At 70.1% G+C, this 20,699-nt stretch carries 16 protein-coding genes and 1 pseudogene; 6 read left to right on the forward strand and 11 right to left on the reverse strand.

Annotated elements, in window-relative coordinates; all coding sequences use genetic code 11:
- From HNV26_RS27950 to HNV26_RS27975, 6 genes and pseudogenes are all read left to right on the forward strand, one after another.
- Nucleotides 1-1,254: pseudogene (locus tag HNV26_RS27950) on the forward strand (tetratricopeptide repeat protein); the annotation flags it as partial.
- A 93-nt stretch (nucleotides 1,255-1,347) separates the two neighbouring features.
- A complete protein-coding gene (locus tag HNV26_RS27955; RefSeq protein ID WP_171445081.1) occupies nucleotides 1,348-2,493 on the forward strand; it encodes an LOG family protein in 1,146 nt (381 codons plus the stop codon).
- A gap of 162 nt (nucleotides 2,494-2,655) precedes the next feature.
- Complete coding sequence (locus HNV26_RS27960) at nucleotides 2,656-3,339, forward strand: HAD family hydrolase (RefSeq protein ID WP_171445080.1); 684 nt, start codon at nucleotides 2,656-2,658, stop codon at nucleotides 3,337-3,339.
- Nucleotides 3,330-4,139, forward strand: a complete 810-nt coding sequence (locus HNV26_RS27965) for an STM4013/SEN3800 family hydrolase (protein WP_171445079.1) — start codon at nucleotides 3,330-3,332, stop codon at nucleotides 4,137-4,139. The genes HNV26_RS27960 and HNV26_RS27965 overlap by 10 nt, the downstream gene beginning before the upstream one ends.
- Nucleotides 4,136-5,452 (forward strand): STM4012 family radical SAM protein, encoded by a 1,317-nt coding sequence (locus tag HNV26_RS27970; protein WP_171445078.1) that lies wholly within the window; start codon nucleotides 4,136-4,138, stop codon nucleotides 5,450-5,452. Before HNV26_RS27965 ends, HNV26_RS27970 begins: the two co-directional genes overlap by 4 nt.
- Nucleotides 5,449-6,312: an STM4011 family radical SAM protein gene (locus tag HNV26_RS27975; RefSeq protein ID WP_171445077.1), complete on the forward strand. Its 864-nt coding sequence runs from the start codon at nucleotides 5,449-5,451 to the stop codon at nucleotides 6,310-6,312. The genes HNV26_RS27970 and HNV26_RS27975 overlap by 4 nt, the downstream gene beginning before the upstream one ends.
- Nucleotides 6,313-6,346: 34 nt before the next feature.
- Here the strand turns inward: HNV26_RS27975 and HNV26_RS27980 are convergent, their stop codons facing one another.
- The 11 genes from HNV26_RS27980 to HNV26_RS28030 are packed head-to-tail and all read right to left on the reverse strand — an operon-like array spanning nucleotide 6,347 to nucleotide 20,693.
- The gene (locus HNV26_RS27980; RefSeq protein ID WP_171445076.1) at nucleotides 6,347-7,480 is read right to left on the reverse strand and encodes an STM4014 family protein; all 1,134 of its coding nucleotides are present in this window, start codon (nucleotides 7,478-7,480) and stop codon (nucleotides 6,347-6,349) included.
- 9 nt (nucleotides 7,481-7,489) lie between these two features.
- A complete protein-coding gene (locus HNV26_RS27985) occupies nucleotides 7,490-8,839 on the reverse strand; it encodes a WGR domain-containing protein (protein WP_090492708.1) in 1,350 nt (449 codons plus the stop codon).
- A gap of 29 nt (nucleotides 8,840-8,868) precedes the next feature.
- Complete coding sequence (locus tag HNV26_RS27990) at nucleotides 8,869-10,224, reverse strand: WGR domain-containing protein (protein ID WP_171445075.1); 1,356 nt, start codon at nucleotides 10,222-10,224, stop codon at nucleotides 8,869-8,871.
- A gap of 50 nt (nucleotides 10,225-10,274) precedes the next feature.
- Nucleotides 10,275-11,774 carry a hypothetical protein gene (locus HNV26_RS27995; protein ID WP_171445074.1) on the reverse strand — a complete coding sequence of 500 codons (1,500 nt, stop codon included), beginning with the start codon at nucleotides 11,772-11,774 and terminating at the stop codon, nucleotides 10,275-10,277.
- 7 nt (nucleotides 11,775-11,781) lie between these two features.
- The gene (locus HNV26_RS28000) at nucleotides 11,782-12,804 is read right to left on the reverse strand and encodes an AAA family ATPase (RefSeq protein WP_171445073.1); all 1,023 of its coding nucleotides are present in this window, start codon (nucleotides 12,802-12,804) and stop codon (nucleotides 11,782-11,784) included.
- Nucleotides 12,801-16,073, reverse strand: a complete 3,273-nt coding sequence (locus HNV26_RS28005; protein WP_171452908.1) for a DUF8586 domain-containing protein — start codon at nucleotides 16,071-16,073, stop codon at nucleotides 12,801-12,803. Before HNV26_RS28005 ends, HNV26_RS28000 begins: the two co-directional genes overlap by 4 nt.
- On the reverse strand, nucleotides 16,073-16,339 hold the full coding sequence (locus tag HNV26_RS28010; protein WP_171443363.1) for a hypothetical protein: 267 nt from the start codon (nucleotides 16,337-16,339) through the stop codon (nucleotides 16,073-16,075). The genes HNV26_RS28005 and HNV26_RS28010 overlap by 1 nt, the downstream gene beginning before the upstream one ends.
- Nucleotides 16,332-18,452, reverse strand: a complete 2,121-nt coding sequence (locus HNV26_RS28015; protein WP_171443364.1) for an AAA family ATPase — start codon at nucleotides 18,450-18,452, stop codon at nucleotides 16,332-16,334. Before HNV26_RS28015 ends, HNV26_RS28010 begins: the two co-directional genes overlap by 8 nt.
- Nucleotides 18,449-19,015 carry a hypothetical protein gene (locus HNV26_RS28020; protein ID WP_011552960.1) on the reverse strand — a complete coding sequence of 189 codons (567 nt, stop codon included), beginning with the start codon at nucleotides 19,013-19,015 and terminating at the stop codon, nucleotides 18,449-18,451. Before HNV26_RS28020 ends, HNV26_RS28015 begins: the two co-directional genes overlap by 4 nt.
- Nucleotides 19,012-20,088, reverse strand: coding sequence for a hypothetical protein (locus HNV26_RS28025; protein WP_171443365.1), 1,077 nt, complete (start codon nucleotides 20,086-20,088; stop codon nucleotides 19,012-19,014). Before HNV26_RS28025 ends, HNV26_RS28020 begins: the two co-directional genes overlap by 4 nt.
- Nucleotides 20,085-20,693, reverse strand: a complete 609-nt coding sequence (locus HNV26_RS28030) for a 4Fe-4S single cluster domain-containing protein (protein WP_253817130.1) — start codon at nucleotides 20,691-20,693, stop codon at nucleotides 20,085-20,087. Before HNV26_RS28030 ends, HNV26_RS28025 begins: the two co-directional genes overlap by 4 nt.
- Nucleotides 20,694-20,699 lie beyond the last annotated feature (6 nt).

Here is a 20,699-nt window from a genome sequence, read left to right on the forward strand (position 1 = left end):
CTATTGGAGGCGGGGGGCTGGCTGTGCTCCGTCGCGGGAGGCCGGTACACGTGGGCGGTGGAGCCCGCCCCGGGCGTCGACGAGCTGCCGGAGGCGGAGTTGCCCGCGGCACACCGGCGGGCCGCGGAATCCTATGAGGCCCTTCCGGAGCCGCTGCGTCAACGCGCCTGTATGGAGTTGACACGGCAATGGCTGTCGGCGGAGGAGTCCTCCCGGGCACTGCCTTATCTGGTATCACTGGCAGGCTGGAACCTGGCGGCATTGGAGCCGGGGCCCGCCATGGCTGTGTATCGCTTCGCGTTGGGGCTGGCGGATGCTCTCAAGCCAGACGCCGCGCTGGAGTGGCAGCGGAGGCTCTGGGAATACATGGGCGACGCGCACCGGCTCGCGGGTGAGCCCGTGGAAGCGGACGCCGCGTGGCATACGGCGCGGAAGCTGGATGATGAGGGATTGGCGTCTCCCGCAGGGGACCGGGCCCGGCGTCTGTTCAAGCAAGCGTCGGTGGTGCTCGCGCTCGGCAGGTATGAGGAGGTGTTGGGGCTCGACAGGGAGGGGCGCCGGGATTGTCTGTCCGCGGCGCCGCTGTTGTCCGTGTCGCTGGACGCGCTGTCCGCGTTGGCGCTGTCCGCGCTGGGGCGGTTCGAGGAGGCGCGCGCGAGGATTGTCCTGGCCCGCGAGCAGTTGCAGCAGGCGGTCCGGGAAGACGGCCCCGCTTGGGCGGGCGTGGAGGCGCTGCTCCACCGGGCGATGGGCTGCGTGCAGATCGGGCTGGGATTTCCGGAGGCCGCGGCGTCCGAATTCGCTCAGGTCCTGCGCTGGAGCGAGCGCGCGGGGGATACGTGGGAGCACTCCACCGCGCTGCTGAACCTGGGCGATGCGTATTCGCGGGCAGGCGACAGGGAGCGCGCGGCGCACTTCTTCCAGCTCGCGCTCGAGCTGGACTCCCGCACGGGAGACCGCAGGGGCATGGCCTACACGCACCATGGCCTGGCGCTGCTGCATACGCGCGCGGGCGCGCCCGAGCTGGCGAAAGAAGACGCGCTGCGAGGGCTCCAGTTGGCGTCCATGCTGGAGGATCGGCGGCTCCAGTCGTTGCTCCGCTGCGTGCTGGGGCGGGCCCAGTTGCAGTTGGGCGAGTTGGATGAAGCCGGGCGTCAGCTCCAGCTCGCGGCGAGAGACGCGTCCGCCGTGGGAGCCCGCCTGGAGCTGCTTCAGGCGGAGGCGTGCCTGCGGGTGCTGGAGGCGCGGCGCTGAGCGTCCGGGGCCCCTGGGACCGCGAAGATGCACATTCGCCATGCGCTGCACTCCTCGCTACCCCAGGGCGGCGAGGCGTGAAATTGTTCATGGGTGATCGAAATCGAGACCATCGAGGCATTCGAGCGGCACCTCGCGGCGGGCGTCGGGTTCGCCAACGTCATCATCCAAGGGCTGGACCTGCGGCGGTACACCCAGGCGCTGGCCTCCGCCGAGCTCACGGGGGCCGTCTTCCTGGGCTGTGAGCTGGAGAAGGATGCGCTGAAGGCCACCGTGGAGCATGGGGCCATGGTGTTCCCGCCCATCTCCGGCGTGCCCTATCAGCCCTACCGTGGCGCGCTGTACACGCCGGAGGAGCTGTACGCGGGCTTCGACCCGGCTCAGCCGGAGTCCTACGCGGATACTCCGGATGCGCGCATCTACGCGCACTGGGCGGCGAACGGGCGCGGCAGTCCGCCCGCGCTGCTGGAGACGCTGGCGCAGCGGCTCCACGACCACTCGGTTACGGAGGCCATGCAAGGATTGCTGTACCGGTCCGGGGGCGTGCGCAAGGTGGTGGCCATCATGGGCGGCCACTCCATGAAGCGCGGCCAGCCGGATTATCGCGCGGTGGCCTCCCTGGCGCGCGAGCTGGCGCGACGTGGCTTCTTCATGGTCAGCGGCGGTGGTCCAGGCGCCATGGAGGCCACGCACGTGGGCGTGTGGTTCGCGCGGCGCACGGAGGCGGAGCTGGACGCGGGACTGGCCCTGCTCGCGCAGGCGCCCAGCTACACCGACCGGGAGTGGCTCTCGCGCGCCTTCGACGTTCGCCGGGCATTTCCCCTGGGCGAGGACGACCTGCCGTACTGCACCAGCCTGGGCATCCCCACGTGGCACTACGGGCACGAACCGCCCAACCCCTTCGCCACGCACATCGCGAAGTACTTCGCCAACAGCGTGCGGGAAGACGGCCTGCTGACCATCGCCAAGGGCGGCATCGTCTATTCGCCCGGCAGCGCGGGCACCATCCAGGAAGTGTTCCAGGACGCGTGCCAGAACCACTACAACTCGGTGGGCGTCATCAGCCCCATGATCTTCCTGGGCACCGAGTTCTGGACGCGCACCCGGCCCGTGTACCCGCTGGTGCACCAGCTCGCGCAAGGCTACGACTACGCGCGCTACCTCATGCTCACGGATTCGCAGGAGGAGGTCGTCCGGGCGCTGGAGGCGTTCGACCGCGAGGCGCATCCGTCCCTCTGAACGCCCGCTGCTTCGCCGGGAATCTCCGAGTCCCCCGCCTTCCAACGGGCAGGCACGGGGGCAGGGGCCCGGCGAATCCGCATGGACGCGGTCGCCCCACTGCGTTGTCGCTGTTCGACGCAGCCGGGGCGGCGTATCCTCGCCTCGGGAAGGAGTGCTCGGATGCGGCCCCGGGCCGTCTTCTTTGACCTGGATGACACGCTGATTGACCGCGCCGGCGCCTTCACGCGCTACGTGGACACGCTCGTCTCTCGTTACCTGTCGTTGCTCCCCGAGGCTCGGCGTGCCGAAGCCGTGGCCTGGATGCACGAGGTGGATGGACGTGGCGGCGCGTCCCGGAGCGCGTTCTGCCAGCAGGTGACAAAGGCGTTCCCATGCCTGGGCCTCACGCCCGACGCGCTCTGGGAGGACATGGCGTCGCGCCTGCCTCTGCTCGTCCAGGAGGACGCGGGCGTCTGTGATTGGGTGGCCTCCGTGGCTCGCAGCCGGCCGGTGGCGGTGGTGTCCAATGGCTCGGCGCGGGTGCAGCGCACGAAGCTGGCCCGCGCGGGGCTCGCGAAGGTCCTGCCAGATGTCTTCCTCTCCGGCGAGGTGGGGGCTTCAAAGCCGGATGCCCGCATCTTCGAGGCCGCGCTGGCCCACGTCGGACGCTCGCCGGAAGAGGTGCTGCACGTGGGCGACGACCCGGAGCGGGACGTCATGGGCGCCGCGCGGCTGGGGATGGCCACTTGCTGGGTGTCTCACGGCCGGCCGTGGCCCTCCGCGCTGCCTCCGCCCATGTTCATGGTGGAGTGCATCCCTTCGCGCATCGACGACATCGCCGGAGTGCTCACGCGATGGACATGAACGCGGTGGTCGGCACGCACGACCTGCTCTTCATCACCCTGGACACCCTGCGCTACGACGTCGCCGAGGCGCTCGCGGCCCAGGGGCGCACGCCGAACCTCTCCGCGCTGCTGCCCGGAGGCCGGTGGGAGCAGCGGCACTCTCCCGCGAGCTTCACGTACGCGGCGCACCACGCCTTCTTCGCGGGCTTCCTGCCCACGCCCGCGACGCCGGGGCTGCATCCCCGGTTGTTCTCGATGCGCTTCGAGGGCAGTGAGACGACGGCCTCGGACACCTGCGTGCTGGACGCGCCGGACCTCGTCACCGGGCTGGCGGGCCGCGGGTACCACACCCTCTGCATTGGTGGCGTGGGCTTCTTCAACAAGCGCAATCCGCTGGGCAACGTGCTCCCCGGGCTCTTCGCGGAGAGCCACTGGAGCCCCGAGCTGGGCGTGACGGACCCTCGGTCCACCGAGCACCAGGTGACGCTGGCTGTCCAGCGGCTGGAGGCGTTGCCGCGTGAGCAGCGCGTCTTCCTCTTCATCAACGTGTCGGCGCTGCACCAGCCGAATCGGCATTATGTGCCCGGCGCCACCCAGGACTCGCGCGAGTCGCACGCCGCGGCATTGGCGTACGTGGACTCGCAACTCCCTCCGCTGTTCGCCGCCCTGCGGCGCCGGGGGCCCGCCTTCTGCATCGTCTGCTCGGATCACGGCACCACCTACGGCGAGGACGGCTTCACTGGCCATCGCCTGGCCCACCCCGTGGTGTGGACGGTGCCCTACGCTGAATTCCTGCTACCTCGAGAAACCGCACCATGACGCGTCTGGAGCAGATGCTCGAAGGGTCGCCCTACGTGGCGTACCTCTACGGCTACCCGCACAAGACGGCCTACCGGCCCTTCACGCCCGCGCTCCCGTTGGAGTCCGTCTGGGCGGAGGAGCGGCGCGACGCGCTGTTCCTCTACATCCACGTGCCCTTCTGCGAGATGCGCTGCGGCTTCTGCAACCTCTTCACCGCCGCCGGGCCGAAGCAGGACGTGGTGGACGGGTACCTGGGCGCGCTGGTGCGCGAGACGAAGCGGGTGAAGGAGGCGCTGGGGACGGCGAGCTTCGCCCGGGCCGCCATTGGCGGCGGCACGCCGACGCTGCTGGACGTGGCGGGGTTGAACACCGTGTTCGACATGGCCGAGGGCGTCATGGGCGCGGACATGAAGAACATCCCCGTGTCGGTGGAGGTGTCTCCGGAGACGGTGGACGCGCAGAAGCTCCAGGTGCTGCGCTCGCGCGGCACGGACCGGGTGAGCATGGGCATCCAGAGCTTCATCGAGGCGGAGGTGGCCGCGGTGAAGCGGCCCCAGAAGACGGCGCAGGTGGAGGCCGCGCTGGACCTCATTCGCACCACCGGCTTCCCCACGCTGAACCTGGACCTCATCTACGGCATGGAGGGGCAGACGGAGGAGAGCTTCCTCTACTCGCTGCGCACGGCGCTTCGCTACTCGCCGGAGGAACTCTATCTCTACCCGCTCTACGTCCGGCCGCTGACCTTCCTGGGCAAGAAGGCGCGGGCGTGGGACGACCTGCGCCTCTCGCTGTATCGCGTGGGCCGCGACTTCCTCCTGTCGGAGGGCTACACGCAGGTCTCCATGCGGATGTTTCGTGCGCGCCATGCACCGGACGCGGGTGGTCCGGTGTATCGCTGCCAGGAAGACGGCATGGTGGGGTTGGGCTGCGGGGCGCGCTCGTACACGGGCCAGGTGCATTACTCGTCTGAGTACGCGGTGGGTTCTCGCGAGGTGCGCTCCATCATCTCGTCGTACAGCGAGCGGACCGAGGCGTCGTTCGGCGAGGTGGGCTACGGCTTCCGCCTGGACTCCGCGGAGCGGCGGCGCCGTTACATGCTGCTGTCGCTGTTGGCCGACGGTGTGGACCTCGCCGTGTACCGGCAGCGCTTCTGCACCGACGCGCTGGAGGACTTCCCGGAGCTGGAGGAGTTGGAGGCGCACGGACTGGCGCGGAAGCACGGTGGCGTGGTGCAGCTCACCGTGGCGGGCGTGGAGCGCTCCGACCTGATTGGCCCGTGGCTGCACTCCGAGCAGGTGCAGGCGATGATGAAGGAGTACGCCTGGCGATGAAGCTCACCGTGCTCTATCGGGGCCCGCTGTCCAGTTGCAACTACGGCTGCGAGTACTGCCCCTTCGGCAAGTGGAAGCACACCGAGGAGGAGCTGGCCAAGGACCGCGCGGACCTGGAGCGCTTTGTCGCGTGGGTGGAGGCGCGCACGCAGGACACGGTGTCGGTGTTCTTCACGCCGTGGGGTGAGGCGCTCATCTGGCCCTGGTATCAAGAGGCGCTGGCCCGCCTGTCACATCTGCCGCATGTGGAGCGACTGGCCATCCAGACGAACCTGTCCTGCAAGCTGGACTGGGTGGCCCAGGCGCGCGCGGACAAGCTGGGCATCTGGGCCACGTACCACCCGGAGTGGACCAGGCGGCACCGCTTCGTGGCCCAGTGCGCGAAGCTGACCGAGCTGGGCGTGCGGCACAGCGTGGGCGTGGTGGGGTTCCTCCGCTTCACGGAAGAGGCGGAGGCCCTGCGTGCCGAGCTTCCCGCGGACACCTACCTGTGGATCAACGCGGTGAAGGACGGACAGGAGGAGCCGTACACGGCGGAAGACGTGGCGCGCTTCACGCGGTTGGACCCGCTCTTCCCGGTGAACAACACGCGCCACCCGAGCCTGGGCCGCGCGTGCCGAGGCGGGGAGTCCGTCATCTCCGTGGACGGCGAGGGCACGGCGAGGCGGTGTCACTTCATCGACGAGCCGATTGGCAACATCTACGCGCCGGACTTCGACTCCGCGCTGAGACCCCGGCCCTGCGCGAAGCAGACCTGCGGGTGTCATATCGGGTACGTGCACCTGGAGTACCTGGAGCTGGACCGGGTCTTTGGCTCCGGCATCCTGGAGCGCGTCCCGGCCACGCCCCTTTGGAAGTAACTGGAGCGATTCCCGGCGGCGTGAGGTGTGTCCGTCACGGAAGCTGACGCAGGGCTTCTCGAATCTCCCACTCGTAGACGGTGAGCCCATCGCGGCGGAGGTTGGGGAGCAAATCGCCGAAGGCGTTGGCTTCCAGCACGCGGTGCCCGGTGAAGTGCTCTTCGTACATGAGGTCGATGCCCACGTGGAGGCAGTCATGGCTGCGGGCCACCGTGCGGCAGCTCTCCATGGCATCCGCGAGCTCGTTCCGTGGCACCGCCGCGTGGAAGTCGTCCAAGTCGCCCCGCCAGCCGCCCAGGTGCAGGTTGGTGATGGGCCGCATGCTCTGCCGCACCACCGTGAAGGCTGGCTCGCCTCGGACCATCAACACTCGGCAGTCGAAGTAATCGCCGCCCAGCCGGGCCTTGGGAATCGAGCGCTCCACCTGTGAGCCCTCGCCCAGCAGATACGTGAGGATTTCATCCACCTGCTCTGGGGCCTCGATGCGGCGGACCTTCAGCGAGTTGTACCAGCCCGTCTTCGCCACTTCGATGGTGGTGGTCAGCGTGTCCGCCGAGCGCCCCCGCCGGTAGATGGCGAGGCACGACGCGGAGGAGCCACACGACACCTTCACGAACACCTCGCGGCAGTCCTCCTCCCGTATCCGTTCGCGGAGTGATTCCACGTCCGTGACACCGTCCAGCGGCTCGGGAACCGGCACGCCAAGGGCGGCGTAGCGACGGGAGGTGATGCGCTTGTCGAAGAGGTCCGCGATGGCGGAGGGCTTCTGGAGGATGTGCCAGCGAGAATGCGCCGCGAAGATGAACTCCAGCTCCGCCAGGACTCGCAAGAACCCCAGGTGGTGCTGCCGCGGGCTGAGAATGCGGCCGCGGTCCACGGGCAGGCGGTCCACCTGCTCCGGCGTCAGGACGGAGCAGCCCTGGCCCACGGCGTCCTCGTAGCCGCGCTTGAGCAGGGCCTTCTCCACGTCCCAGTTCTCGCCCGTGGAGTCGATGCGGACGAACGCCTCCGAGTCCGGCAGGTCCGCCAGGAGCCCCGGCGACGCCAGCAGCTCACGCCAGGGGACGACGTGCGCCGGGGGAAGCCCCTGTCTGGCGAGGGCCTCCTGGAACAGCGTGACGCGCCGGTTCTCCGGGTTGCCGACGAGGATGAACGGAGGCGCGCCCATGATGCCGGACTACTCGCTCACCGCGACGTAGCGACCGCCTTCGTCATCGTCGTAGATCTCGCGCTGGTTCCCCGCCACGACGTCCGGGCACAACGAGGCCAGCAGCTTCACGCCTTTGCGCGTGAGCTGGTTCTGCGACACATCCAGCTTCTTGAGGTGCTTGAACACCGCCGCGTTCGCCGCCAGGACCTCGGCGTCGGTGTCCATCAGCGTGCCCTTCGACAAGTCCAGCGACTCCAACTGCTTCAGCACCTTGGCCTTCGGCAGCACGGTCGCGAGCTCGTCGGAGAAGGCCGCGTTGCACAGTCCCAGGTGCTTCAGGTTCGGCAGCCCCGTGGCGTCGAGGATGGGCTGGATGTCACTCGGGCGGAACCGTCCGCCGTACTCCTCGCTGCCGAACCAGACTTCCAACTGCTCCAGCTTCGGCCACTTCGCACTGGCGATGGACTGCACCGCGGGCCGAGGAAGGCCGCCCGACTCCATCGTGAAGCGACGCAGCTCCGGCAGCTCCACCGGCCCCAGGCGTACCTCTCCGCCACGCAGCCTCAAGGTGGTGAGCTGGGGCAGGGCCTTGAGCAGGGGCGCGAGGTTCCCCAGCTTGACCCAGGAGATCTCCGACTCGTCCGGGAAGACGAAGTCACCGATGAACAGCCGCTGAAGCGTCTTCGGTGCCAGCCTGGTGATGACCTTGACGAGGTCGCCGTACTCGTTGTCACCGTCGTTGTCCGGCAGGCCGAGCGTCAGCTCCTGGAGGAACCGCGCGGAGGGGCTGCGGAGCAGCATCGTCAGGGTTTCGACGACGTCGAAGTCGGCGTCCGAGTCGAAACCCGGCGCCGCTACGCGCGCGCCACGGATGAAGCCCAGATGCCACTCCAGCGTCAGGGCTTTCTCGCCGAGCATCGACGTGAGGCCCACGCCCAGCAGTGTTCCCTGGTGCTTCTTGTACAGGGCCGCGACCTTCCGCTTGAGGCTGGTGGCCTCCGCGCCCTGGGCCTGTCGCTGCGCGTGCTGGAGGGCCATCAGCTCGCCGCGCGGGTCGCCCTGGCCTTGGAGCCAATCGGCATAGACGAGGTAGCCGTCGTCAGACTCCGGAGCCTGGAGGATGGCGGCCTCCAGCTCCGGGTTCGTCTTGGCCGCGGGGGCCGTGTCCTTCGGCTTGATGCGCGTGTACCCCTTCTTCGTCTTCTCCAGGACCTGCTTCTGGTACGCCTGCAGCGCTTCATACGTCTGCTTGAACTTCTGGGTCTTCTCCTGGCCCTCAGCGCCGATGCGGCCCCAGCGGGTGGTGACGACGGTGTCCTTCCGTTCGATTTCCCAGAACTTGCTCGACGTGCCTTCGGTGTATTCGAAGCGCGGCATGGTGTGACCCCCTGGAGTGCGCCGCGACGCTACTCGCCCACCGCGGAGTAGCGGTACTCCTCTTCGTAGTCGCGCTGGTTGCCCACGTTGGCGTGGGGAATCGCCTTGGGCAGCAGCGACTGGCCTTCGTCCGTCAGCGTGTTCTCCGTGACGTCGAGCTGCTTGAGGTGGGCGAAGGCCGCCGCCTTGTCGGCCAGGGCGCGCGCGCCCTCGTCGGACAGGGTGCCCATGGAGATGTCCAGCGTCTCCAACTGCGGGAGCACCTTCGCGGTGGGCAGCGCCTGGGCGAGCGCGTCCGTGAACTCGGAGTTGCGCAGGCCCAGCTGCTTGAGGTTCGGCAGGCCCTTGCCGTCGAGGATGGGCTGGATGTCCTCCACGCCGCCCTCCGCGCCGTAGTTGTCGCTGCCGAACCACACCTCCAGGCGCTCCAGCTTCGGCCACTTCGCGTTGGCGATGGACTTGACGGCCGCCAGCGGCAGGCCGCCCGTCTCCACCGTGAACTCGCGCAGCTCGGGCAGATCGATGGCGCCCAGCTCCAGCTCACCGCCGCGCAGCCGCAGCTTGCGCAGGTCGGGCAGCACCTTGAGCAGGGCGGAGATGTCGGTCAGGTGCGTCCAGGAAATCTCGGTGTCGTCCGGGTACTCGAAGTCACCGATGAAGAGCTCCTGAATCGTCTTCGAGCCCCCGGCCTCGACGAGCGCCTGGATGGTCTCACCGTATTCGTTCTCACCGTCGAAGCTCGCCATGCCGATGGTGAGGCTGCGGATGAAGCGCGCGGAGGGGTGCTTGAGCAGCGCCCCGGCCGTCTCCGGGACGTTGAAGTCAGAGTCGTATTCCTTCTGACCCACGCGCGCGGAGCGGATGAAGCCCAGGTGCCACTCCAGGGACAGCTCCTCCGACTTCACCCCCGCGGCCAGTTCGCCGAGCAGCAGCGACTGGTACTTCTTGATGTGCGCGGTGGCCTTGCGCTTCAGGTCGCTGGCCTCCGTGCCGCTGGCCTGGGAGGCCGCGTGCTGGATGGCGATGAGCTCGCCGCGAGGGTCGCCCTGGCCCTGGAGCCAGTCGCTGTAGACGAGGTACGCGTCCACGTTGTCCGGGTCCTTGAGGATGGCGGCCTCGAGCTCCGGATTGGATGCGGGTTCTTCACCCCCACCACCTTCGGAGTCGTCATCGTCGCCCTTGCCGGCCAGGACGTAGCCCTTCTTCTCCTTCTCGCGGACGAGCTTGTCGTGCTCCTTCTGGGCCTCGGCGGGAGAGCCGAAGGTCTGGGTCTTCTCCTGGCCGTCGGTGCCGATGCGGCCCCAGCGCGCGGTGAAGCTGTTGCCGGAGAGGTTGATTTCCCAGAACTTGCTGGAGCTGCCTTCCTTGAACTCGTACCGCGGCATGGCCCGTCCTTCGTCCGTTGCGCCGGGTGAGGCGCGTTGTGAGACGGACGCTAGAGAAGCCCTTGCGCAAGCTCAAGCGTTACGCCGACCCAGGCCTCCCAAGGGTCGCTGTTGAGGGCGGCGCCCATCGGCGCTTCCGACTTTCGAGAATCCAGGTCTTCTCGCTTGTCTCGGATGGTTCGCACGCGAGGGGAGGGGCCGCTGAGGTCGAGCACGTGCCGCTCGACGCGGGAGGCGCCGGGATGGAACATCGTCTCGACTTGACTGCTTGCGCCGAGCAGCACCAGGTCCACCCGCGCGCGCTTCGCACGCGCTTCCGCATCCGTCAGGACGTCGTCGAGCGTGGCGGCGGTGAGGACCTCCGCCGTGCCACGGGCGCGCCACTCGCGCAGCAGCAGCTCGCAGAGGCCGCGTTCAGCCTCCAGGGGGACAGCGCCGTCATGGGCGTGCAGGAAGACGGCGCGGAAGTGGAGCTCCTCGCTGCCGAGCCAGAGGGAGAGCCGCCGCACGAGGCAGAGCAGCAGGCCCAGTGACACCACGACGCGCTGCCAGCGGACCCCCGCGTCCTTCACGCGCGCATCCACGAGGTCCGGCGGCAGGACGAAGGTGATGACGCGCCGGCGGCGAACGGAGATGCTCTCGTCGCGCGTGTAGTAGAGGAGTTCGCCCTCCACATAGCGCACGTCGAAGAGGTCGAGGTTGGGCTCGTCCTCCATGTAGACCAGCTCGGAGGTGACGAGGTTCTCCAGGCTGCCCACGTTGGACACGGACGAGAATCCACCTTGTGGGAAGGCGGCCTCGTCCTCCAACGCCATCGGGAGCGGTGCGGTGCTCACCGGGCGGGCGCGGAGCTTGGGCGGAAGGGTTCGCGACAGGGCCTCGGCCGCCTCCACTGCTTGCTCCAAGGCCATCCGCTGCGCCTTGCCCTGGAGGTGCTCCAGGTTCTCCAGCGTGAAGGACTCCGCGTCGCCGAGCAGGGCATGGGCGCGCCGGGCCGCGCTCGCCAGGGCTTCGTAGCCTTCCGTGAGCCGTTCCAACGCGGCGCTGGTTCCTGATTCGCGCAGGGCCGTGTAGCCCGCCTGGAGCAACTCCGTGGGCGGACGCTCCAGGACGCGCCGGGCCAGGGCGGGGCTCACCGGGCTTCCAGCGGTGAAGCCCATGCGGGTCAGGACGCGCGCGACGAGGAAGGCGACGCCTCGCGGCCGGAGCGTCTCGGGCAACCGCGCGAGGGCGGCGGACACCGCCTCCAGGTGGGGCTCCGCGGCCAGTCGCGCCAGCACGTGGTCGTCATACGCGCGCACCGCCGCGCGCAGCCGAGGCTGGGTATCGGGAACGGGCGCGGAGGGCGCGAGCGGAACCCCCGCGACGAGCCGACCGAGGTCCGCGATGAACGCGGGTGGGGGCAGGGCAGGCGACTCCGCGAGCGTGGCGAGGAGCCACGGCACAGCCGAGGTCAACGCGTCCGCCGTGAGGTCCTCGTGCCGAATCAGGCACAGCCCCGCGCACAGCCAGCGCTCCGTGTCCTGAGGGCTTCTCAGCTCCGTGCTCATCCGCGACTCACGAGAGGCCCAGCAGCCGGGGCACCTTCTCCTCCAGCAGGTCGATTTCTTCCCGCGTCTCGCCCAGGTACGACAGGAGCTGGAGGTCCTGCCGCTCCACCGCGCCGCCGTGGAAGATCCACGCCCGCGTCCGGAGCAGGCGGTAGAGCTTCACCAGCTTGCGGTCGCTGATGAACACGCCGTCCTCGCGCGTCAGCGTCTGCACCACGCGGCGGAACTCGCGCAGCAGGTCATCGCGGAAGAACAGGTCGCGGTCGCGCAGCTCGCGGCCATCCGGGCCCGTCTCGCGCTTGCCCATCATCAGCGTCAGGTAACGGTGGGCCTTGAGCACGTCGTCCAGCGTGGCGTGCCCTTCCGCCCAGGGCTTCTGGTTCATCTCCCGGTGCGTCTGCGAATCCAGGCCGGAGTCCAGCAGCTCCAGGAAGTAGCGGTCCTGCACTGGACGGCACGCGGCCTTGAGGCAGAAGCGGTCCTTGAGCGCGCCCAGCTCGGCGTGTTCGGGCAGCTCGTTGGTGGCGGCGAAGAGCACCTTCAGCTTCACCGGCTGCGGCGCGCCGTCCTGGTAGAACTTGCGCTCGTTGATGACGGTGAGCAGCGCGTTGAGGATGGCGGAGCTGGCCTTGAAGACCTCGTCGAGGAACACCAGCCGCGCAGTCGGCAGCTTGCCGCCCTCACGCCGGATGTAGCGGCCCTGGCGCAGCAGGTTGATGTCGATGGGGCCCAGCACCTCCGACGGCTCGGTGAAGCGCGTCAGGAGGTACTCGAAGTAATCCTCGTTGGGGATGCGCAGCGCGTCCCTGAACTTGAGGACGAGGTCCGACTTGGCCGTGCCCGGTGGGCCCACCAGCAGCAGCGGCTCCTGCGCCACCGCCGCCACCGTCATCAGGTCCACCAGCGTCTGCTTGCCCACGAAGTGACGGCCCAGCGCCAGGCGGAAGCGGTTGAGGCGCTCGCGAAGGCCGTGGGCCTCGCTCGAGAGCGCGTCGAACGTCAGCTCGGAGATGGCGGGATGACTGCTCATGTGCGCTCCTCCAGCTCCCGATGGATGCGCCGTCGCACCAGGAATTCGTCTTCGTCGAGCCAGCTTCGCGCACGCGCTCCGGTGCCTTGCGCCACCTCCACGTGGCCCAGCACCAGCGCGTCCGCCAGCTCCACCACGGAGAGGCAGAAGTGGCTGTTGGTGTTGTAGCTGTCCGTGATGATGGGCAGCCCTTCCGAGATGCGCGCCAGCCCCGGGAGCGCCAGCTCCACGGGGGCATGTGCCAGGGCGCTCGCGAGGCTGCGCATCAGCGCCAGCCGCTCAGGGAGTCCGCCCTTCGCCGCGCCCAGTGACTCGAAGGCGGCGTCGAACACGTCGACGGCCTCGGCCGTGCGCCCCTGCATGGCCAGGCCCGCCGCGACGCCGAGCCGCGCCGTCAGCGGTGTCTTGGGCCCTGTCAGGCGTTCTTGCGCCGCGTCCACCAGCTCGGCGGCTTCGCGAGACAGGCCGACCCGGCGCAGGCCGCGCAGGCTCACACCCAGGATGCCCTGGCCCCATGCGGGCGACGTGGGGGCCAGCGCCGTGAGCACCTTGCGCAGCCGCGCCGCCAACGTCATCGCGTGGTCCGCGCGGCCGAAGAGGGCCGCCAGCGTCAGGGCGTCCCCCAGCATCACGGCCTGGGCTTCACCGGGAAGCGCCTCCATCGATGAGACGAGCCGGTTCAGGAGTGGAAGCGCACGCGCCGGAGCGACGCGGGGCAGCGTGTCCAGCAGTCCTCCGATGATCCGCTGCCGTTCCTCGGCGGGCAGCGTCGCATCGGTGGCCCGGCCCGTCAGGGCCTCCACCCGCGCCGCCACCTGCGCCGGGTCCTTCACGTCGCGGAGAGCGGCGAACTCCTCGCCGCGCAAGTCCCTCGCGCCGCGCCCGAAGGCCCTCGCGGGGTCGAGCCGCTCGCTGGGCTCCAACAGCGCCGACGCCTGCCGCAGCCGATCCACCTTGTACCGCTGGAAGGTCCCCAGGGCATTCAGCTCGGCGGCGATGTCGGACGGCAGCGGTGTCTCGGGCGGCTGGCCTTCCAGGGCCTGGGCCACGCGCGCGCCGTACGCTCGGGAGAGGAAGCCGTGGATGGCTTCCTTCGCATCGACTGCCTCCGCCGCAGCGGACGCCAGGGGGCGGGCACGGTCCGCCTGCCCGAGCCGCGCGAGTCCCACGGCGAAGACATAGCGGACATAGGCCAGCGTGAGGGCGGGCGCCGCTTCGATGGACGAGCGGCGGCGGGGCGTGTGCTCGAATCGCTCCAGCAGGGCCTCGAGCTGCGCCAGCACCCGGGGCGCATGGGCCGAATCGGTGCCACCTCGCAGGAAGCGCGGCACGTCTCTCGCGAGGGAAAGGCCTCGCTGAAGCATCTCCAGCAGCCGGTCGCCCGCTCTTGCAAGTCCGAGCGCATCGCCACCCGCCAGCGTGTCGAGCGCCGTCCGCGTGAGCCAGAGCGCCCGGACGTCGAGCTCCGCGTCGTGCCTGTCCAACCACCGCTGAAGTGCCGCCACGTCGACAGGCGCGGGCGCACCTGGGACGCGCACCGCGCGCACCAGGCTGCTGGCGACGCCGCGCACGTCATCGCCCGTGGGCGCGGGTGACGCCATCCGTTCGGCGGGGGTGGCGCCTCCTTCGTTTTCTGAATCGGACCAGCGCCGTGCAAGCTCGGTGGCCTCGGTGTCGGAGGCGGACCACAGCGCGCGTGTCCAGCACAGGCTCGCGTCGCGCTTGCGGCCCAGCCGCCCGTTCAGCTCCGCCATGCGCGTCCAGAGCTCCTGCCGCTGCGGCGAATCGGCGGGCACCTCCAGGGCCAGGAAGGACTTCTCGAGCGAACTCAGCTCCTCTTCCACCGCGCTGGATTGCGCGGGCGTGAGCGGCGCCAGGCGGACCCCGGTGGGCGCGGGTTGGGCGACGCGGACCGCGACGATGGGGGGCGGGCTCGCGGGCGTCACGGGGGGCGCCGGCGCTTCACGGCGGCTACGGCGCGTGGCTCGCGGGCTCCGGTCGTCCTCTTCGTCCGATTGCATCGCGCGGGCCGCGCTCTGCCACTCACCCTCCGCGGCCTCGAAGGCGGCGAAGTCGAAGCTGGCGCTCCGGACCCACGGCATGAGTGCGTCGGCGTCGGCATCCACGACGTAGTCCACCCACGTGTCGAGCGGCTGGAACGCGGATTCCGGCAGCCGTTCCGCGCGGAAGCCTCCATCCCCGGTGGGGTGGAGCCACGTCACGGTATCGGCCTGGGGCACGAGCAGCGCGCGCAGGCGGTCCCTTCGCACGGGGGGCTCCAGCAGTCCGTCACACGGGAGGAAGAGGTCCGCGAGCTGAGGCAGCGGCGCGTACGCCATTCCCGACAGGCCCAGCTCCGGGGGCCGCTCCCGGCCCGCTCGGGCGCGGAGCACGATGCACGGCGCCTCCGGTGGCCCCGTGACGGCGAAGCGAAGCTGCGCGAGCAGCGGCTCCGGCACCGTGTGGACCAGGGACTCCACCTGGGCGAGCGCATCCTCGCGCAGAACCCAGAGGCTCGCGGGTTCCGTACGTGCGGCTCGCGTGAGGCGCAGCGGCACCGTCAGCCGGCCCGGGGGGGGCGCGGGCGTCCAGTCCTCGCCTGTGGCTGGGAGCCGCAGGTCGGTGTGTTGGTACAGGTCCGTCCACGGGCCGTCCGGCGCGGTCAGCCAGGGGCCTTCGCCGCGGACGAGCAGCAACGTCCCCGCGGGCGCGTGCAACGTGCGCGCGAGCGGATGCGTGTAGCCCACCTCGACCCAGACGGCGTGTTGCCCTGGGACAGCGGGAACGAAGGCACGCAGCGGGCCCGAGGCGTCCAGCGCGCTGGTGAGGGTGAAGTAGGGCGGTGCCATCGCGCGCAGCAAGGCGCGCTGTCCGCTTTCCCCCGAGGCTTGGGCGAAGCACACCTCCTGCCGGTCGCATCCCAGGCGCAGCATCTCGCCCGCCAAAGGGAGGAGTGCATCGGCGCTCGGGGGCAGGAACAGCACCGGGCCGGTCGGTGCGCTCTCCAGCGGCACGCGCCGCGCCGTCACCAGCTCCGCCCAGCAGAGGACCGGCGTGGCCTCCATCGCGCGGCTCCGCGTCACCTGCACGCCGAGGGACGCGAGGTGCGCGAGCACATCCTTCGCGGGCATCACCTCCGGCAGGACGTGAAGCGCGCCGTCGGGCGTCCGATGATAGCGGGCGGGTGCGGCCTGGACTTCGGCGGGGACGAGTCCGGAGGTCAGCGCCAGGTGGAGCGCCTCCTCACTGGTGAAGACGAGCATGGACATCAGGCCTTCTGGCTGACCTTCTCGGAGGCGTCCTCGGCGGTGGAGGCGGGTTCGGCGGCCTTGCCCGACGGCGTGTCGCGCTGGACGATGACGCGGCCCAGTTCGGAGGCTTTCAGCGTGCCGCCCTGGATGAGCGAGTCCACGAGCCGCCGGTGCTCGTCCTCGTGCTCCATGGGCAGCGCGTCCGCGTCGCTCTCGTACTGGATGATGACGTCCTTGCGGCCCGTCGCCGGGTCCACCTGGAGGCGGAGGATGAGGCTAGCCAAGCGCGGGCTCCTTCTTCGGCGCCACGGGCGCGGGCACCAGATGGGTGAAGGCCTCGCGGTCCAACACCTTGCGTTCGATGAGCAAATCTCTCAGGGCCACGACCCGCCCCTTTTCGCGCTGGAGGATATCGCGGGCCCGGGCCCGTTGGACGGCCAGGACTTCCTGTATCGCGGCCTCCAGCGTGCTCCGCGTCGCGTCGGACAGGGCATGCCGGTCCGCCTGCCGTCCCGGTGCATCAAAGCGCCGCACGGGCACGCCGTCTCCGCCCATGCCCAGGTCCTCCACCAGCTCGCGCGCAATCTCCGTGGCGCGCTCCAGGTCGTGTGCGCTGCCCAGGGAGAGGTCATCCAGGAGCAGCGCCTCCGCCTCCCGGCCGCCGAAGAGCATGCAGATGCTGTCCAGCAGCTGGCCTCGCGTGACGACGTACCGGTGCGCCGGGTCCGCGTACTGCACGTGCCCCAGCGAGCCCGCCAGGTCTCCCCGGATGCTGATGCGGTCGATGGCGGGCGCGTGCTCACAGAAGAGCGCGCACACCGCGTGCCCCGCCTCGTGTGTGGCCACGACGCGCTCCTCCATGGGCGTGAGCTCCGGCCGGTCCAGGAACTCCGTGAGGGCGCGCTCCACGTCCACCGCCTCGGTGGGGCCCTGGGCGCCTTCGCGCAACCGCCGACGCGCGAGTGCCCGGCACAGGGCCTGGATGTGGTCGCCGGAGAAGCGCGTGCCGGTGCCTTCCACGCGGTCGCCCGTGCGCTTCACCGCGTAGTCCAGCGCGCGCTCCGTCATCTCCAGGCCCAGCTTCTGGTTGTAGATGGACAGGATGGCGCGCCGGTCCGCGCTGTTGGGGTAGGGGATGCAGAGCTGGAACTCGAAGCGGCCCGGGCGCAGCAGCGCGGGGTCCAGGGACTCCACGAAGTTGGTGGTGCCCACCACGAAGACCAGCTCCTCCTTGCGGAAGCCGTCCATCTCCGTGAGGAGCTGGTTCACCATGGAGTGCTCCACGCCCGAGCCCGTGTACGTGCCACGCGCCGACGCGAAGGAGTCCAATTCGTCGAAGACGATGATGCTGGGCGCCGCCTGCCGCGCGCGGACGAAGATCTGCCGGAGGTTCTCCTCGCTCTCGCCCACCCAGCGGCTCTTGAGCTCGGGGCCGCTCACCACCTGGACGGCCGCGCCCAGCGACGAGGCCATGGCCTTGGCGAAGAGCGTCTTGCCGGTGCCGGGAGGGCCCCAGAAGATCATCCCGCGCGGCAACAGCGCCTCCACGCGCTTCACCGCCTCCGGGTCGCTCAGCGTGTCCTTGTGCGCCAGGACGTCCAGAATCTCCTGCTGGAGCCGCTGCTTCACCTTGGCGTAGCCGCCGATGTCCGCGTGCAGCTCCAGCTCCGGCACGCTGAGCGAACCGGTCAGCGTGGCCGAGCGCAGCTGCGCATACGCGGGCTTCGGGTTGGCGGGGTAGTCCTCGCCGGTGATGGCGCCCAGCAGGCGACGCAGCCGCACGGCGTTGACGCCGGAGACGTGCTTGTAGAGCGCGTAGGGCTGCAGGCCCCTTCCGAACTTGCGGCACTCTCGCTGGGTGATGAGGTAGCGCAGCCGGTCGCGCCCCACGCCGAGGATGCTCTCCTTGTGGGGGAAGAGGTTCTCGATGACGCGCGGCACGGCGAAGGACGGATCCTTGAACCCGACCCAGACCATCTCCGGGTTTTCGTACAGCAGGGGGATGACCTCGCGTGCCTCGCTGGTGAGCCCGCCGTTGCTGGTGGTGAGCAGGTCCAGGTGGGGCAGCACGACGATGCGCTCGCGCACGGCGCCACGCACCGCGTCCCGGAGCTGCGCGATGAGCGTGGCCATCATGCTGGGCGCGGGCATGCCCGGTGGAGGCTCCTGCGCGGTGCGGCCGTCCAGGTAGAGGAACTGCTTGCCGTCCTTCTTCAGCCTGTCTCGCAGGCACTTGTAGAAGTAGGGCGTCAGCTCCTTGTCCGCCTCCACCATGACGGGCAGCCCGCGCAGCAGCGCCTCGCAGACGCGGTTCAGCTCGGCGGGGTAGGCGGCCTCGACGGCGGCGAAGGGCGACAGCTCCGTGGGCAGTGACTCCTCGGGGATGCGCTGACTCATACGCGCACCTTGATGGTGAGCGAGCCCGTCGCCGCGTCCTCGTGGACCTCCTCGATGGTGCCGAGCTGCCCGGCGCGCACCTTGAGCGCCTCCGCCGTCACCTTGTTGGAGATGGAGTCCAGCTCCGACTTGAGGTCCTTCAACCGGCCTTCGAGCTTCTGGGTGACCTGCTGTCGCAGCTTGTCCGTGGCGACGTCCGCCGCGTCCTCCAGCCGCGCGCGCGCCAGGTCCTGGGCCCGCAGCTTCGCCTGCTCCACCTCGTGAGGGCTCTCCACGGCCAGCTCGCCGCGCGCCTTCAGCTCCACCTCCTGCTCGCCGCTGAGGGTGACGCTGACGTCACCGGTGGTGACGTCGATGGCGATGCGGACACCATCCGCCTCGGTGCGCAGGGCCACGTCGCCCTCTTGCGTGAAGCCCCGGTTCGCCAGCTCGGCCGCGAGCAGCCCGGCCAGCTCCTCGCGCGAGAGGAGGGGGAGCAGCTCCAGCTTGGAGCAGAGGCCGTCCTCGGCCTGCACCACGCGGTTGAGGGACTCGGAGACGGAGACTCGGTAGGCGCGGCTCATGAAGCGCTCCCGGCGGAGGAAGGTGGAGGTGTGGCGGAGGCGCTGGTGAGGGCGGTGGCCAACTGCCGGGCGTGGTCCTCGGCGCGGCGGAAGCCTGCTTCACCGAAGGCGTTCCATTCAGACAGCAGGTGCTGGGCGGCGTCGTAGTCGTCGTCGAAGAAGCGCACCGCGCGGTGCTCCGCGTCCCAGCGCGACAGCCGTCCCAGCGCGCGCAGGAAGGCGGCGGCTGCACGAGCCGCCGCGGCCCGGGAGGACAACGTCGCCGAGGAAGACAGCCCCTCCACCCAGCGCGTGGCGGGCTGCTCCAGCAACGGGCGCGCCGCTTCGAGGAGGAAGCCCGCGAGGTCCCTTCGGCCCGCGCCATCCACCGCGTCGAGGAAGGCGGCGAGCACGGCCTCCTGCGCGGTGCCCAGGGCCAGGGCCTCCTCGGGTGACGCGATGTGGCGCTTGGACTCTTCCAACCCACGCCAACGCTGCACGAGCTCCCGCCGCAGCGCCTCCAGCAGCCACGCGCCGTCCGCCAGCAGTGGCGCGAAGGCGGTGGCATCGAACTCCGGACGGTGCGTCCCGAACTGCTCCGGGAAGCCCAGCCAGCAGAGGGCGGAGCGGCGGAAGAGGTGCTGTGCGCCCAGGGCCGGCGCGCAGGGGGTGCCCGCCACCAGGCGGCAGCAGAGGAAGAGGATGAGCTCGTCGGCGAGCGTGGGGGGGCCGTCCACCTCCAGCGGCATCGCCCCGTGCTTCGTCAGGGGCTGTTCCAGAAGCCACTTCAGGACGTGGAAGGTAAGGGGGGAGAAGCGCAGGGTGGGCGGAGCATGCCGCTCCCAGAGCCGGCCGGTGCGTGCCTGCCCGTCGCGCACCGTGAGCTGCCGGCGCCAGCCGCCGCATCGGGCGAGCGCCATCACACTGCCCTTGGCGAGTGTGTCCCGCAGGACCTCCATCGCGCCGGGACTGAACTTCGCTGGGACGGCGTGCCGGTTGCGGAGCAGGTCCTCCACGGGGGCGTATTGCCCCAGGCCGACGATGGCGCGGGCGAGCGTGAGCAGCTCGAGCTCGGACGGAGCGACGCGAATCATGGACGGAGCCGGTCGGCGAGCGCGGGCCAGCCGTTGATGACGAGCTTGCCGCCGACGAAGTGCACCTCCGCCGTGTTCGGGGCGGTGAAGCACGCGTCGTGCGGAGCGTAGCGGCCGGTGAGGAAGTGCATCACCTGGTTGCGCGAGCCAATCCACCGCCGCGCCGTCTCCGGCTGGTCCTTCTCGAAGCGGCCGTCCACCAGCAGGTCCACCGTCGCGAGGAGCCGGTCCACGTCGTCCCGCGCCTGGGCCCGCAGCTCCGCGAGCGTGTGGCCGGTGAAGACCATGATGCTCAGCCCGGCGGCGCGGACGCGCTCGCACAGCGCCGCGGCGGGACCGGGCTGGGAGAAGGGCTCGCCGCCCAGCAGGGTGAGTCCTTCGATACCGGGCGTGGCCAGAATCTCCTGGGCCAGCGCCTCCACCGTCTCCACGGTGCCGCGCTCGGTCGCGAACATCTCCGGGTTGCAGCAGCCCGGGCAGCGCAGGGGACAGCCCTGGACCCAGAGGGCGTAGCGCACACCGGGGCCCTCCGCTTCCGTGCGGGGGACTCGCTGGGCAATCCGGAGCGTCGGGCCGGAGCTGGGGGGGCCTGCGGTGATGGCCATGAAGAC

It is taken from the genome of Myxococcus xanthus (assembly GCF_013116825.1).
In the GTDB taxonomy this organism is placed as follows: Bacteria; Myxococcota; Myxococcia; order Myxococcales; family Myxococcaceae; genus Myxococcus; species Myxococcus xanthus_B.